11 protein-coding genes are annotated in these 15,819 nt (G+C 47.2%); 4 read left to right on the top strand and 7 right to left on the bottom strand.

The window, feature by feature from the left end:
* Positions 1-185 precede the first annotated feature (185 nt).
* Both AK963_RS17265 and AK963_RS36900 read right to left on the bottom strand, forming a co-directional pair.
* Positions 186-1,721 carry a phospholipase D family protein gene (locus tag AK963_RS17265; protein WP_066016691.1) on the bottom strand — a complete coding sequence of 512 codons (1,536 nt, stop codon included), beginning with the start codon at positions 1,719-1,721 and terminating at the stop codon, positions 186-188.
* Complete coding sequence (locus AK963_RS36900) at positions 1,699-1,926, bottom strand: cysteine-rich CWC family protein (RefSeq protein ID WP_083232727.1); 228 nt, start codon at positions 1,924-1,926, stop codon at positions 1,699-1,701. Before AK963_RS36900 ends, AK963_RS17265 begins: the two co-directional genes overlap by 23 nt.
* A gap of 107 nt (positions 1,927-2,033) precedes the next feature.
* On the opposite strand from AK963_RS36900, the gene AK963_RS17260 reads away from it, so the two are divergent.
* Both AK963_RS17260 and AK963_RS17255 read left to right on the top strand, forming a co-directional pair.
* A complete protein-coding gene (locus AK963_RS17260; protein WP_066016690.1) occupies positions 2,034-3,113 on the top strand; it encodes an efflux RND transporter periplasmic adaptor subunit in 1,080 nt (359 codons plus the stop codon).
* Positions 3,110-6,166, top strand: coding sequence for an efflux RND transporter permease subunit (locus AK963_RS17255; RefSeq protein ID WP_066016689.1), 3,057 nt, complete (start codon positions 3,110-3,112; stop codon positions 6,164-6,166). Before AK963_RS17260 ends, AK963_RS17255 begins: the two co-directional genes overlap by 4 nt.
* Positions 6,167-6,233: 67 nt before the next feature.
* On the opposite strand, the gene AK963_RS17250 is transcribed toward AK963_RS17255, so the two are convergent.
* Positions 6,234-6,704: a hypothetical protein gene (locus tag AK963_RS17250; RefSeq protein ID WP_139117476.1), complete on the bottom strand. Its 471-nt coding sequence runs from the start codon at positions 6,702-6,704 to the stop codon at positions 6,234-6,236.
* 249 nt (positions 6,705-6,953) lie between these two features.
* On the bottom strand, positions 6,954-8,591 hold the full coding sequence (locus AK963_RS17245) for a S1C family serine protease (protein WP_066016687.1): 1,638 nt from the start codon (positions 8,589-8,591) through the stop codon (positions 6,954-6,956).
* A gap of 170 nt (positions 8,592-8,761) precedes the next feature.
* Here AK963_RS17245 and AK963_RS17240 point away from each other — a divergent pair, with 170 nt between their 5' ends.
* Positions 8,762-9,673 (top strand): HAD-IIA family hydrolase, encoded by a 912-nt coding sequence (locus tag AK963_RS17240; RefSeq protein WP_066016686.1) that lies wholly within the window; start codon positions 8,762-8,764, stop codon positions 9,671-9,673.
* Between the two features lie 97 nt (positions 9,674-9,770).
* Here the strand turns inward: AK963_RS17240 and AK963_RS17235 are convergent, their stop codons facing one another.
* From AK963_RS17235 to AK963_RS17225, 3 genes are all read right to left on the bottom strand, one after another.
* Positions 9,771-12,491: a hypothetical protein gene (locus AK963_RS17235; protein ID WP_066016685.1), complete on the bottom strand. Its 2,721-nt coding sequence runs from the start codon at positions 12,489-12,491 to the stop codon at positions 9,771-9,773.
* A 190-nt stretch (positions 12,492-12,681) separates the two neighbouring features.
* Complete coding sequence (locus AK963_RS17230) at positions 12,682-13,542, bottom strand: TauD/TfdA dioxygenase family protein (RefSeq protein WP_066016684.1); 861 nt, start codon at positions 13,540-13,542, stop codon at positions 12,682-12,684.
* A 122-nt stretch (positions 13,543-13,664) separates the two neighbouring features.
* Positions 13,665-14,999 carry a glutamine synthetase family protein gene (locus tag AK963_RS17225; RefSeq protein WP_066016683.1) on the bottom strand — a complete coding sequence of 445 codons (1,335 nt, stop codon included), beginning with the start codon at positions 14,997-14,999 and terminating at the stop codon, positions 13,665-13,667.
* A gap of 370 nt (positions 15,000-15,369) precedes the next feature.
* Here AK963_RS17225 and AK963_RS17220 point away from each other — a divergent pair, with 370 nt between their 5' ends.
* Positions 15,370-15,684 (top strand): SCP2 sterol-binding domain-containing protein, encoded by a 315-nt coding sequence (locus AK963_RS17220; RefSeq protein ID WP_066016682.1) that lies wholly within the window; start codon positions 15,370-15,372, stop codon positions 15,682-15,684.
* Positions 15,685-15,819 lie beyond the last annotated feature (135 nt).

Genomic DNA, 15,819 nt, shown 5'->3' with positions numbered 1-15,819 from the left:
GAAAATCAACATCATTAAAACCTTCGGGTAGCTGTGGTCGACGAGACATCTGTTCTAGATAATGCATGGTAATGATGCCTAAGCATAGTTGGCGGCAGCTTAAGGATTTAGAAAATGCGATTGGTATAACATGAATATCATTATGACAACACAACTCTGTCAATATGGAACAACAGCCCGGCTTCCTATAACTGCTGCTCAATTGGCAGCAGAGAGAGAATAAAAATCCCCATTCGGGTAAACACGGAACTTTCAGGATCTTTATTGCTGACGGCTCGACACTCCGGATTACAATCAAACCATTGAATACCGTTCTCCGTCAGTTTCAATTCCCAGAACTCTCCCCTGTCCAGCTGGCTCAGACCAGAGACAAAGTCTTCCGCCATCTCAGGCGTGTCATAGATGGCTCCAATTTCTGTATTCAACAGAGCCGATCTAGGATCAAGATTCAACGAGCCAACAAATAGATAACGTCGATCAATAATAAAGGTTTTGGCATGTAGACTAGCCCTGCTGGAGCCAGTAATGGTTTTATGTATTTCACCCTTTGCTGCATGAGGCTTCACCTCAATAAGACGAACACCCGCCTCTAATAGATCTTTCCTGTATTTACTGTACCCGGCATGGACAACCGCAACATCGGTTGAAGCAAGGCTGTTGGTAATCAACACAACCCTGACTCCCCGGTTGACCAGATCAGCAAAGTAATTTACTCCCTCTTTCCCCGGCACCAGGTAAGGAGAAAACATCACCAGCTCTCTGGTGGCACTGTCTATATATGGTAATAGTCGGGGAGACAGATGGGTCGAACGATCTGAAACAGGGGCCAGTATTTTTTCCGGTGCATCAGCATAAACAGAGACATCTCCCCAATACCAGTGCATCCCTCCACTGGTAATCCGCTCAAGCAGTGACGCCTGCTTAAGGCGATTGATGTATTGTTGTCCCGCTACTGAACCAGCCGCTTTAGCAAGCTCATTAGTGAGCTGTTGTTTATCTTCAGAGGTTACCGTTTTATTGATGAGTGATTCAGCCGGATAACTTAATGAACTGTTCCAATAGCTGTCAAATTCACGGGAAATTTGAGGAACTACAATACCCCGGTGAATCATATCGAGGTCAGTAAACTCAACAGCACTGTTCCGATAATATTCATTGCCAATATTTCGGCCACCCAGAATGGCCAGCTGATTATCAACAATAAAGCTCTTGTTGTGCATCCGCCGGTTGGCTCGGTCAAACTGAGTCAGCAGCTGAACAGAGCGCCCCCAGCCACGGGTAGCCAGTGGATTGAACAGCCGGATTTCAAACAAGGGGTGTTCATTGGCAATAGCTACCGTCTTATCAAGTCTGGCTATGGATAAGTCATCCAGCAACAGACGAACCCGGACACCTCGGTCGGCCGCTCTCAGCAAATACTGCAGAAACAGCTGACCTGCCAGGTCATCATGGTAAAGGTAGTATTGGGCATCAATGGTTTGATCCGCCGCTTCAATCAATGCCAGCCGGGCAACAAAAGCGTCCAGCCCGTCGGACAGTGGATGAAAACCGCTTAAACCCGGGTGGCGGGCATTTCCACTATCGACCCATTGACCAATACGCGTTGACCGGGAAGCCGCTGATTCCAGAGCATGGGATGGCTTTGCCCGGGATTCGGATGGCAGACTGGCACAGGCTATTAAGTTAAAAGCCAACAGACTAACCAGTAGAGTTTTGAGCACGACCCGATTCCTTCTGTATTTTTTCCAGGCAGCGCTCACAGTAACAACTGGTCACTTCTTTTGGAACCGGCAGCAGGACCGGAGCCTCCAATTTGTCTTCAGATTGCAGAGGTTTCATACACCAGCAGCTTTCGGGTGGCTCCCCCTTCGATGAAGCACATTGATTCGGCTGACCACACCCTGGACAAGTATTGACTTCAGTCATCGCAATTTATTCCAAGTAAAACCCGTAACCTCACGAGAACATTCCCATGACATTTTTTTGATACCATATACCCAATAATGACCAGAAACGCCATGCACGGAGTAAGGATGAAGCTTAAACAGAAGTCTTTGGGAAAAATAATAGTAACAGCTCTGACCCTGGGTTTGATTTCCGGATGCAATCAGGAACAGCCTGAACAGGAAGAAATGCTTCGCCCCGTTCGCTCCATTGTGGTTGATTCTCCTGAATCCGGTTGGGTGAAAGAATTTCCGGCAACCGTTGATGCGGTGCAGAAAGCCAATCTCAGTTTCCGGGTGGCTGGCAAGCTTGAGGATATACTGGTCAAGGAAGGTGAGCTTGTTAAAGAAGGGGATGAAATTGCCAGACTTGATCAGGTGGATTTTGAGATCAAATTAAAAGACCGACAGGCTTCTTATGATGTCGCCAAAGCAGACTACGACCGGGCCAGAAAGCTGATAGAAAAAGGTGCCATTGCCCGTGCAGAACTGGATAACCTGAAAGCCAAAGTCAGCACCGCTTCATCTCAACTTCAGGCAGCGCAACAGGAGCTGGATTACACCATTCTGCGAGCACCTTTTAATGGACGTGTTGCACGACGCTATATCGATAACTACGAAGAAGTGTCAGCCAAGCAGGAAATCATCTCCCTCCAGGATACCTCAGCTCTCCTGGTAGAAATGGAACTGCCAGAAAGCGTTCTGATTCGCTCCAGAAATCACAAAGGTGATTACACCTTCCATGCCCGCTTCAGCTCCATCCCTGACCGCCTGTTTCCACTGACGTTGAGGGAAACCTCAACCCAGGCAGATGAAAGCACCCAGACCTATACCATGACGTTTGCCATGCCGGCCATTGAGAATCGCCTGGTATTGCCAGGCATGTCAGTGGTGGTCAGGGCAGAGCAGAAGTCCCCCCGCAGCGACATCATCCTGATTCCCGCGTATGCCGTTATGGAGGATAAAAACGGTCGTTTCGTTTACTTGGTCAATGATGAAGGGAACGAAACCGGTAGCATTACCCGCAAAACCGTTACTACAGGGAAGCTATCCAAACAGGGGATTATTATTGAGTCTGGGCTCGCTATTGGTGACCGAGTCGTCACTGCTGGCATGAGCCAGATGAGCGAGGGAATGAAAGTCCGTCTTCAGGAAGGGACGGCACGATGAACATTACCCGAGCGACAATAAACAATAACCGAACGGCACTGGTACTGATTATTGTCCTGATCATTGCCGGCCTCCAGGCCTACAAAAACCTGCCAAGGGCCTACGATCCCGGTTTTGTCATCCGGGTTGCGAAAGTCATCACCCACTTCCCCGGAGCCAGCCCGGAGCGGGTTGAACAGCTGATTACCGACAAGCTGGAAAAGGTCATCCAGGAAATTCCCGAGCTGGACTTTGTGAAAAGCACATCACGGACTGGTGTATCCATCATCACGGTAAGTATTCAGGAAAGCTACACCAATATGCGCCCTATCTGGGATAACCTTCGGCGCAAAATTGAGAGTGCGGCCAAAGACATGCCTGATGGGGTTATCGGCCCTGAAGTTAACGACGAATTTGGTGATGTTTTTGGCGTTGTGGTAACCCTTACCGGCCCCGAGTTCAGCTACGCCGAATTAAAGGATATCGCTGACCAGGCAAGAGATGAATTTCTCCGGGTACCGGAAGTAGCCAAGGTGGAAATCTATGGTGCCCAGGAAGAGCGTATTTTTATTGAATACAACAATGCTCGTCTTTCTGAACTTGGACTTTCCCCTACCCAGCTGATGCAGATGCTGGAGAACCGCAATATTGTGGTTCCCGGCGGCGCTATTACCCTGGATATGGAACGTATTGAGTTGGAGCCAAGTGGTAACTTTGAGTCAGTGGACGATATACGTCATACCATTGTCTCTATTCCCGGCAGCAATAATGTCGTTTACCTGGAAGATATCGCGACCATCAAGCGCGGCTATGTAGATCCAGCCTCCTCCAAAGTCCACTCCTCTGGTCAGCTGGCGCTTGGGCTGGGCCTTTCCATGCGGGAAGGTGGTAACAATATCCGCATGGGTGAGCAGGTCAAGGAGGTGCTGAACTACCTGAACCAGACCTACCCGATCGGGATTGATTTCAACGTAATTAACTTTTCCCCCAAAGAGGTAGAAGACAAGGTTAATGACTTTGTCAGCAACCTGATTCAGGCTGTTCTGGTGGTTGCGGCCGTAATGCTGGTTGCCCTGGGGCCACGTACCGGACTCATCGTTGCCTCACTGATTCCCATGAGCATGATTTCAGCCATGCTGGTGATGTCTTTCTTTAATATTGGACTGGATCAGATCTCACTGGCCGCGTTGATTATCGCTCTGGGCATGCTGGTCGATAATGGCATCGTCATGGCCGAAAGCATCATGGTTCAGATGAATAATGGCAAAAGGCCGGTAGAGGCTGCGATTGATTCAGCCAGTGAACTTCGGGTTCCACTGCTGACGTCCTCCTTAACGACAGCCGCCGCCTTCTTACCCATCTACCTGGCGGAATCCGCAGTGGGTGAATTTACCGCCTCCCTGTTCCTGGTGGTCACCATTACCCTGCTCTGCTCATGGCTGCTGTCCATGACGCTGATACCACTATTGTGTGTTCAGTTCCTGAAGCCTAAAAAAGAGAGCACGGATTATAACCGTGGTTTTTACCAGAAATACCGCGAGCTGCTGACCTGGGTTTTGAAGCATCGGTTACTTTCACTTGCAGCCACCGCTGTGCTGTTTGCCGTGGTCATGAGCGGCTTCAAATACGTGCCCAAAATCTTTTTCCCCCCTTCTGATCGACTCTACTTTAAAACCGAGCTGGAGCTTCCCCTGGGAACGGCAATAGAGCGAACTGAAACCATTGTTGAAGAGCTTGAAGTCTTTATAAAAAAAGAGTTGCAGGTAAATCCTGATCGCACTGAAGGCGTCACCAGCTGGATCAGTCATATAGGTAACGGTGGGCCACGATTTGTGCTTCAGCACAGTCCGGAGCCGGCCAGCCCCAACTATGCGATGATGGTCATCAATACCTCCTCCTCGGAAGTGATTGGTGACATGATTGAAAAACTGGATCGTTACGCCTTTGACAACTTTCCTGACCTTCAGATTACCAGCCGCCGTATTGAGAGTGGCGTATCCATTACCAACCCGGTCGAAATACGACTCTACGGCAAAGAGACAGACCCGTTGTTCTCGCTGGTCGAGCAGCTGAAAGCGGAAATGTCTCAAATCAGCGGGCTGAAAAACATCAGCGATGACTGGGGTCAGCGGATCAAGAAATTAAAAGTGGTGATTAACCAGTCCCGGGCCCTGAGGGTCGGAGCCACCAGCCAGGATATTGCCATTTCTCTGCAAAGCGGTTTGAGTGGACTTGAGTTAACTCAGTACCGGGAAGGTGAAGATGCCATACCAGTACTCCTCAGGTCTGTGGAGGCTGACAGGCAGGACATCGACAAACTGGAAACCCTCTCGGTATATATCCAGTCCACTGGAGAATCGGTCACCCTGAATCAGGTTGCTGATATTGAGGTGGTATGGGAGCCGGCACAAATCCTGCGACGTGATGGTTTGAAAACCGTATCGGTGGGGGCCCAGCTGACATCGGGTATGACGGCATCAGAAGGTTTTGCAAAACTGCAGCCCTGGCTGGATGAACATTCCACGCAATGGCCTGCTGGCTATCGCTACGAACTGGGCGGTGAAGCAGAAAGTTCAGGTAAAGCCAACCAGTCCATTGGTGAAAAACTGCCGATGGCGGCCTTTATTATCCTGATTCTTCTGGTGGCACAGTTTAACTCCCTGCGTAAACCCGCCATTATCCTCGCCACGATTCCCCTGGGTATGATTGGTGTAATCATTGGCCTGCTGACCGCTCAGTCCTTCTTTGGGTTTATGACGTTACTGGGGGTTATCTCTCTCGCCGGTATTGTCATTAACAATGCCATTGTTCTTCTGGAACGTATCAAGTACGAGATTGACGACAATGGTCTTTCGGCTCAGGAAGCGATTATTGTTGCGGCACAACGCCGGCTTCGCCCCATCCTGCTGACAACGGCAACCACCGTTCTTGGTATGATTCCACTGTACCTGGGAGGAGGGGAGATGTGGGAGCCTATGGCTGTAGCCATTATTGCCGGCTTGCTGTTCTCAACCATTTTGACACTGGGCCTGGTGCCGGTACTTTATGCGTTGTTTTATCGTGTTAAATATTAAGTTCTAAACAAGATAGGGCTCTTAATGAGCCCTATCTTTAATTTCAACGCCACACTCTTTTATTGAATTAGCCTCCATCAATATTAACTGAATATCCTATGCGCAATATGGCACCTTCAGAGTTCGTGGTAATAATGTAGCCCTGCCTTTTTCCAAAGAACTCATCGTTAATAATGACCCACCCATTCTGAAATCGTTTAATTTCAGCCTCCTCTGGAAAGGATGAGCTTTGCTCAAACAACTTCTCCAGTGCTTCAGCCAGTATCCCGGCTTCTTCCAGGTCGGTAATACGAAAGTCTTCATGAATACAGGCCATCAGTTCAGGCATTGACTCATCATTCGATGAGGCAAACACAGAAGGCCTGAAAAGACTTTTGACAGTCCTGCCGTTTTCATAGAACAGCACACTACCACCGGACATCGTGGTTCCATCGGGGTAACTGGTTCGGGGAGTGGCTGTAAAAAAGCTGCAGATGAATGCGGTTCTGAGAGCAAGACCCTCTTTTTTTCTAACCTTTACTGTTTGCCAGCTTTGCATCTCTCTGCTGATTGCTTCTTCTACCTTAGTTACTGCCTGGCTTAAATCAGGAAGGCTTACCAATAAGATCAGAACAGTGGCCAATACTATAGTTTTTAAATGAATAGGCATTCGTTATCTCAGAATCAGGAAAGTGATACCTTTTTTATCGCACAGGACTACTGAAACATTATTTTTTCAGAGAATAAAAAGGCCAGCTACTGACTGGCCACCAAAACGCTCTATTTCATCTACATTCGAATCGTTGAATTAACCTCCAGCACTAATCATCTCTCTGTATTGCTGCAACAGTTTAGCATTCATGTCTTCCTCACTTTTGCAGGTATTGTCATCTGCAGCATTGCATTCATTTATACGGAAATTTTTAGAGCGGTCATGCTGAATACCGTTAAGCCACATTACCTCAGCATTCACAATATCGGTCAGATGCGTATTCAGGACAATTTTCTCCAGTCCCTTGTAACCAGTGTTTAGCTCCAGAAAGTCCTGTTCTTGCGATTCGATCAGGTCAACCAGTTGCTTGAGGTTTCTGACTTTTTCAGAACCGATACTCTCAACTCTTCTCAGGAAAATATTGTGATAACCCCGGTTTGCCTCATGGGGAAGGACTTTCAGGATAACAACAACCTCATCTTGATCCGCAAACCGAAAATTATGGAGCAATACCGGTGTAAGTCCTGCATAAGAAAGAAGTTCATGACCCGCCCCCATCAGGAGCTCTCTGGTCACTTTGGTAAAGACCAGCCCCTGATAAATAAAGTATGAAGGAGCAGACTGACCATCAAACCCGAGCAACAGATCATTATTCACTGGCTGGGTGAGCGTAACCACCAGATCCTGCTCCTGCTTGTCCCGAATAACCCGAACCCCAAGTTCCTCTCCAACCTGCCGTGAGTGAATTACATAATCCATGGAAACCCGCTCACTGCCACGGAATACGATGGTTTTATCATGACCAACTGCATGCCCGTCCAGCTCGAGGATAACATCATCCGGCTGCAGCACACCGTCAGCAGCAGAACCCGGTATTACATGGCGAACCAGAACCCCTTTGTTTTCTTTCACCCCATAGACGGTTTTAAAAAAGGCATTTTCAAGTTCTTCCGTTTCAACACCGAGGCTGGGAATCCCGCGGTAATGACCATCAGCAACGTCCTGTAAAAAGTGCCTTATGATATTTACTGGCACAATATGGGCAATATTGCTGGCTTCGAAAGGACTGTATCCCTGCATTAACACACCAATGATCTCTCCGTTAACCACTGCGGGGCCACCACTGTTGCCCGGGTTACTGGCTGCATCAATCTGTCCTGCCAGAAATGAGAAGCCGGAGTTGCTGTAAGGCTGGTATTCCAGGCGGGACAGAACCCCTTTGGTTACACTGATCGTATCACCACCAATAGGATAGCCAAGCAGCATCAAATCCGTTTGCAGAGGTGGAACCTTACCCAGAGGGATAGGGGTGGTACCGCTGAAGAACAACTCTTTCTCATGGTCATGGAAGGGGACCAGCAATGCCAGATCCAACTCATGTGAAACCCATAAAGGCTTGAGTTTATAGCGGTCCGTCTGACCATTTTTTCTGCCTTCAATATAAGTATGGGCACTGATCACATGGCTATTGGTCAGAACGACCCTCTGGTCACTGTCTGGCAGCTGGATAATGGCTCCGGAACCATACTTCTGTCTTGGGCCAAGGTTGGTCCATGGGTTCTGATGATCGTATTGGTTAAATGAGGTATAGATTTTGATGATCGAATCCCTGACTCCCTGATCTTCCGAATATACCGGTAGAGGGTCATTAATCCCTGGGCCTGCCGTGTATCCATATATCGAGACTGCAAGAAACAGAAAACAGACGGCTTTAACAATACAATTCGGCCTCACAACCAAACACCTCAACGGCTAGAGAAAGAACCCTTCAAGCTAGCACAAAAAAAATATCCTGCTTGGCCGAGACCAGAGTTATCAAAGGCTTTATAGGCATTTACCAGCCAGATATCTGATATAATCAGAGGCATTAAACGACGTTCATTTTAAGCACCAGGCAGCGTTCCATGATTGTTCTTTCTCCCGACTCCTTGAACGAGATATACGCCCGTCATCTTGACTGGTACCCGGCCATTGCCAATCCGCAGTCTGCACCTGAGTTTATTGATGGTCTGGCAGATATCATGGGGCAGTTTGACCTGGTTCTTCTGGACTCTTACGGTGTCCTTTGCCGTGGCAGCACACCCATTGACGGTGCTCCAGAGGCAATACAACAGCTCAGGGCAAACAACATCCCATTTTGCGTTGTTTCCAACGATACACTGACCAATCGCTCGGTGGCCGCAGAAAAGTACCAGGCACGAGGGTTTGACTTTAGTGCAGTTGAAGTATTGACGAGCCTTGATATTACAGAGCAATACCTCAGCACACTGACCAAACGTGATCATATTGCTGTTATTGCACCTCTTGAGCACCCTTCTAACCATCTACTGGAAGGCATGATAAGACTCAATGGCTGTAATGGTGAGATCCCGGAAGGTATTGATACCCTGCTCTTCCTGACCGGTGCAGGCTGGACAGCAAAAATGCAGGAAAACCTGGTAAGTACGGCCAATGGGCGTCAGTTTGAACTGGTGGTCGGCAATCCGGATATCGGCGCACCTCATGGTGATCACGTCACCGCAACACCGGGTTACTTTATCGCAGACCTGGTAGAGCAAACGATTCAAACGGCAAAACCGACATTGTTCGGCAAACCCGGCCGTTCCATTTTTTCAATGGCAATTGAGCAACATCAGATTACCGACCCATCCAGAGTCCTGATGGTTGGGGATACGCTGTATACCGATATTCTGGGGGGAAATGCCATGGGGTTCAAAACATTACTGCTGCAGTGCGGGGTTTACCAGAATCAAGATATTGAGGAAGTGATTTCCAGTACGGGAATAAGCCCGCACTATATAGCACCGGGCCTTTAAGCTCAGTATTACCAATGAGGGAGTGGTTTGACAGTAATCAGTGAACCATTCCCCAGGTAACTCTCAGCTGGCGACATCAAAAGCCTGGACAATGGCTTTATTCATCATCATCCATCTCCATTGGATCACCACCATCCATCACCCAATGAACTTTTTTCAATCTTTTTAGCGCTTGACCAAGCTCCCCTTTTAGAGCCTGGCCGAGCTCTTCATGCTGTTTTTTCAAATCAGCTAACTGACGTTCAGTATCGGCATACTGCTGTTGAAGCTCTTCCAATGTATCCTGAATCTCTTCCAGGGACTCGCCTTTGTGTTCAGCTTTTTTGAGCTTTTCCTGACACTTTTTAATGTCTTTCTTAAGAGAGGCATGCTCTTTATCCAAAGCGCTACATTCCTTCTTCAAAGACTTGTGCTTCTCCTTTGGTGAGCGTGGATAGCTGTTGACCAGCTTAATATCCATATTAAATTCAATTTTCTTATATTCATTGTATGCTTTACGAAACGTTGTATACTCTCCTTCCACTTCAGCATACTGTTTTTCAAGATCAGCATGCTGTCTTTCAAGCTGTTTCTTTTTTTCCTGAGTCTTATCACGGGACTTGTCTTTTATTTCAGGGTCAGCAAGCTTTTCCTCACACTTTCGAATCAATTTCGTAACAGAAACCATTTGCTTACCAAGGCCGTCAAGTTCCTCTGCAAGAATGGCACCTTGCCAATCTGGCTTTTTATAGTCTGCGACAAGCTTAATCTGATCAAGCACCGGCACCATCGATTCTTTGAGCTCTTTGGCCCTGGCTAAAACTTTTCTCTGTCTGAGTATATCGACTCCCTCCTCACCGCTTTCCTCATAAGTTTCCTTGGCTTCTATCAGCTCTTTTCTGACAGCGCCTAACTCTTCACACCACTCCTCAAATGCCTCTTCCCTTGGTTTGAGCGTCCTACCAATATCCCGCTCCCGGGCATTGAGCGTATCCAGTATACCCTTCATATTTTTTCTGAAGGCTGGGTCATCTATTGTGTTATTGGAATAGCGCCGAAATGTTTGTGACAGGTGTTTTGCCAGCCATTTAAGCCTGAACTCGCCACTGAAACCCCTTATATATTGTATGTCTCTAAGATGTTTTAACTTTTCCAGATACTCCTTGTCACTCAGACGTTCCATATCATCCAGCTTATCCATATATTCCAGAACATCCGGATGTTCCATACGCTCCAGAACATCCGGATCTTCCTTGTCGTGCAATTCCTTCAGATGTTTTTGCAGTGCCGGGTGCTTTTCCAGATGTCTTCGAGCTTTAAAAGGCATCATATCTATTGTTTCAAATGCTGCCTCAAGTGCAGAAACATAGGCACTGTCTCTGATATGTGGGTCAACCAGTTCCTCAATGTCTTTGTGGCCTTCAATAGCCAGTTCCTCAAACAGTGCGGCCTTCAATGTCTGGAGGCGCTGCTGCAAAGGCAGTACTTCTTCCATTCTCTCCTTTGCCCACTGACTGCTATGCAGTTTATCCAAAAACTCTTTCTTTGCAGCGGCATATTTACCGCCAGGAGATAATGCCACTTCAGACTCAAGCTTTTCGCTCAACTTAACAGCACCGCCGTATTCGCCTAAAACCTTTTCCATGACATGATCCATTTCTGGTGCTTCTCGCTTTTGTCGAACAGGGTGAAGCTTTCTTTTCTCACCTTTAGCCCGGGGTAAAAATTCGCTCTGCCAGAATTTTCTCGCACTTTTCAGAAACAAACTCATTTTGTATTTAGCGGCTTCTGAAGTAGGTTTAAACTTCTTTCTCTCCCTTCTGATTCCAACGGCTGTTTTGTCATGAGTCAGATAATGCTCAAGTGCACTGTCATCAACCTCGAGGTTTTCAGCATGCGCAGTCTCAAGCCTTTCAAGCTCACCTAAATGAACACTTTTATTTGAGCCTTTATACTCATCAAGATCTTCTACTGTTTCAGCAAGGCGCTGACACTGCTTAAGCAGTTTATCCTGATCTGGATGGCTGCTGGTTTGAATATCATCGTCTGAGTTTGCCTGTTGAGCCGCTACTTCTTTTTCAGTGTGAGTTTCTGTTCGTGAAACTGAACTTGCAGCTTTGCTAACCGGGTCAGAGTTCGTCCGTTGAACAGCCTCGCCTTTTACAGTGTCCGGCGCTTGTCCTCGCTGTAAACTTTTGCGTGGTGCCGGTGTTGGAGATTGTTTCTTAGGCTGTGTAGTTTCAGGTTTTTTAGTTTTAGGCAGTGCGGGTAGCGGACGCCCTTTTTTTATGTCTGGAGAATGTGTACTGGTTTTTGATAGTACGGCTGACTCTTTCTCGGGAGCTTCCCAGTCATTAAGCGAACTCGTGTCAGTATCAATACCACTATCGTACTCTCTCTCTCGAATACTGGCTTTCCGGGAAGGCGGCGGGCTATCAATGCTTTCATCGTCACTAATTCCCAAATCCTCAGCAACGCTGGCTCGTTTACCTCTTATATCTTCGCCTCGATTATTGGGTCCCTGAGAAGAGAGGGCTTTTTCCCTATTCTCTAAATTACGGTTCCTTTCACGCCTGCGCTGCCTAGCGGCACTATTACGACCTGACAGCCTGGTATTGCTCTCTTCTTCTTTGATATCTCTATTTTCGATAAGCGTGTCAGGCTTGTCACTATAACCTTCTTCAGGTGCCGTGCTCTTTCTAGAGACCTTACCAACCTTGGAAACGGGTATCCCTTTATGTGAGCCGTCACTGTTTTCTTCAGCTGATGCGACTTTGCCACCGTTACTGTTCGGAATATCAGCCCCAACCGGTTTTTGCCCATCAGTCCTTAGTGGCATGTTTATATCCTATCGTTTATTGATGTACGCTGGGTTGCAGAACTCCTTCATCCCTCATCGGCTGAAATCAACCAGAATTCATGCTCAGAGCAGACTTCATTGGTAAAAGTGTCAAAAACGTCGGAAAAATGTATTGCCTTTGCTTGCCAGAGACTTCTTTAAGCGTGCAGTGCCAAACTCTTGATAACACTCAGCCTGCTGCAATCAATCGCTCACCGGTCAGCGCAATTCGCTGCATAATTCGCTCTTCATCTGGATAGTCATTAACCGCGTAGTGCAGGGTATACAGATTACTCCACACCCCAACCATCCCCTCCTCCCATGAAAATCGACAGCAGAAATCAGGCCTGGCAACATGAGCATACAGGTAATCCAGCAGCGGCTTTGACTCTTCTGCGGTCCACTGGTCAAAGCGTTCCGTAGCTGTAGCACTGATAAACAGGGAGTCCTCACCATTATCGGGGTTATGAATAACCGCAGGGTGAATATTTCTCACTTCGATATTATTCTGTGGAAGACGCCCATTGAACTCTTTTTCATATCGAGCAGCATGCACAATATCCCGATTACTGTTAACCACCTTCAACGCTTTCAGAGTTTGCTGTAATCCGGGGGACAGCGCTTTAAATGCCTTACTCAAATCACAAAAGAGCGTATCGCCTCCCCGCCTCGGAAGCTTCCTGGGCATTAATAAATTGATGTTGGTCGGCTTTTCATCAAAACCAAAGTCCATATGCCAGGAGCGACCAATATTTCTTGAATCCTCAGGTCTTTTAATAATTTCTGTGATCTCAGATGAATTCCCAAGGGGCTGAAAATAGGGATTTTGTTGTACCGAGCCCCATTGCCGGGCAAACACAAGAAACTCCTGCGAGGACAAGTGTTGATCTGGGAAGAAGAGCACCTTATATCGGATAAACGCCCTATGAAGCTCCCTGAAAGTATCTGGAGGAAACGTACTCTTTCCATCAATGCCTTCAACCCAGGCTCCCAGAGCGCCTGAGTTTGGAGTAACCCGAACGGTTTTAAAGTTAATATCGATAGGATCCATGCTGACAATCAAGCGCTATTTAGAATGTAAACAGCTTAGTCAACAAATTCCATTTTCAGAAACAACGGTTAAATCTCTATATAGATCAAGTACTTTAAAACCATTCAGGATTTATCACTTGACTAATAACGCTGCAGTAGCCAATTGACTTCATCCTCCAGTGACATTTCTGAAAAATGATTATTCTCGGCCTGCTTAACACCTAAATAGGATTTTGCTAATCCTTCCCCCATAGCGTTCAGCAGCACATTATTTTCCCGAAAACAGGATAAAGCAGTCAACAAATCTTCCGGCAGAGCCCTGATAGAGGAGGCTTCACGTTCCTGATCTGACATACACCCAGGATCAATACTGCACTCTTCTTTCAAGTCCATGCGATTTCTCAACCCGTCAATACCTGCGGCAATAATGCTGCCAAGAGCCAGATAGGGATTTGCGCTGGCATCAATGGTTTTCAATTCCAGGTTAGACGGAGCAATACACCCTGGCTGGCTTGGAATCCTTATCGCAGCTTCGCGGTTATCCCAGCCCCAGGCCGTAAAAGCACCACTCCAGCAGTGCGGAGTAATACGCCGAAAAGAGTTGCATGTTGGTGTAGTCACCGCCGTCAATGCTGGCAGATGATGGAGAATACCCGCTGCGAACTGCTCAGCTTCAGGAGAAAGTTTGCGGGAATCACCATCAGCAAGGATATTTCTCCCCTCCTGCCATAAACTCAGGTGAAGGTGCATGCCTGAACCACACTGATCAGCAAAAATTTTTGGCAGGAATGATGCGGCATAACCATGCTGCCGGGCCATGGCATGAACCGTTTTTCGGAAGAACAGCTGGTCATCGGCAATCTTGAGGGCATCCCCATAATCCAGCGACATTTCCAACTGGCCGGGTCCACTTTCCGCATGGGCAGTCCGAACTTTGATAGTCTGTTTATCAAGGCTCTGGATAATATCATCCACCAATGGCTGTAAAACTGAAAACCCGTAGTCAGATGCATAAGTAAAGGCCTCTGCAGGTACCCACTCTTCTTCTTTATCCTCCATCAGGTAAAACTCATATTCAAACCCCACCTTCACTGACAAATTAAACTCGTCATTTAAATTACTGACCATCCGCTTCAAAAAGTGTCTTGGACATAATGGCCATGGCTCACCATCCCACTGCACGATATCTGCAATAACCGCAGCATGGCCAGATGAAGAATCTGATATTTTTAATGTATTCCAGTCCGGTTGCAGCCAGTTTTCACCAGTTCCCGAAAGCCCTGTATCAGCACAAAGCGCATCACTGACGACTGACAATGCCTGACATGCTGCCGTAATACCAATCCCCATTTCCTGGAAAGTTCCCAGTGAATCACGGTGAAATGACTTGGCTCGAATCAGGTTCGCATTGTCACACCACAGTAAACGCACTAATAAGCTTGACTGCTCAGCTAACCGTTCCGCAACAACTGACATATAAATACCCTAAACCTAAAAAGACTATGGTTAAGCATTTTTGAGCATAGCCCATGGTAGTAAGTAAAAGGTTTCTTTACTGAGTTAATCAGATATCAGCAGAGTTCATGCTTTCTCTTGAATAAAATGGATGAATTGATAAGGCAAACGGATATCAATCTTTCACGGATTCAAAGCGGCCCTTACATTACTGGAGATAATGGCAGCATAGGCAAAACGGACGATGCCCATTCTGATGATGCTGTTAACAATATCACCGTGCAATCTAATCCGCCGTGATTAAATAGCGTGCTACTAACAATAAAATAAACAGACGCCTGCATCGTCATAAGCTGGTGTCCGCTTTCCTTAGAAGACAAAGGAGTAAACCATGGCTACTGTTCAGGAAACCCTTGAAAATATTAAAGGCCGTTTTGACGAGTCTGCCGCTGCCGGTCAAACCCTGACTTTCCAATTCGATATCACCGATGACAAGACTTACTATGCGGCTATCGAAGACGGAGCCCTGGAAATTGCTGAAGGCACCAAAGATGACGCTCACGTTACCCTGATCATGGACAGCGAAACATTTGTTGGCCTGATGAGTGGTGAGCTGGATGGCATGCAGGCTTTCATGACCGGAAAACTGCGTACCGAAGGCAACATGATGCTGGCTTCCAAGCTGGGTGAGTTCTTCAAGCAGTAAACAATAGAGGGAATGTAATTTAAATTGTGTAAACGCTTGTCGTTAATACTCCAAAATGGAGAATAACAATGAGCGTTGAAATCAACGAAAAACTGGTAGATCAAATAGCCAGTCAGATTAAAACTCAGGATGATC

It is taken from the genome of Endozoicomonas atrinae (genome assembly GCF_001647025.1).
In the GTDB taxonomy this organism is placed as follows: domain Bacteria; phylum Pseudomonadota; class Gammaproteobacteria; order Pseudomonadales; family Endozoicomonadaceae; genus Endozoicomonas; species Endozoicomonas atrinae.
This window is presented reverse-complemented; position numbering and strand designations above follow the sequence as displayed.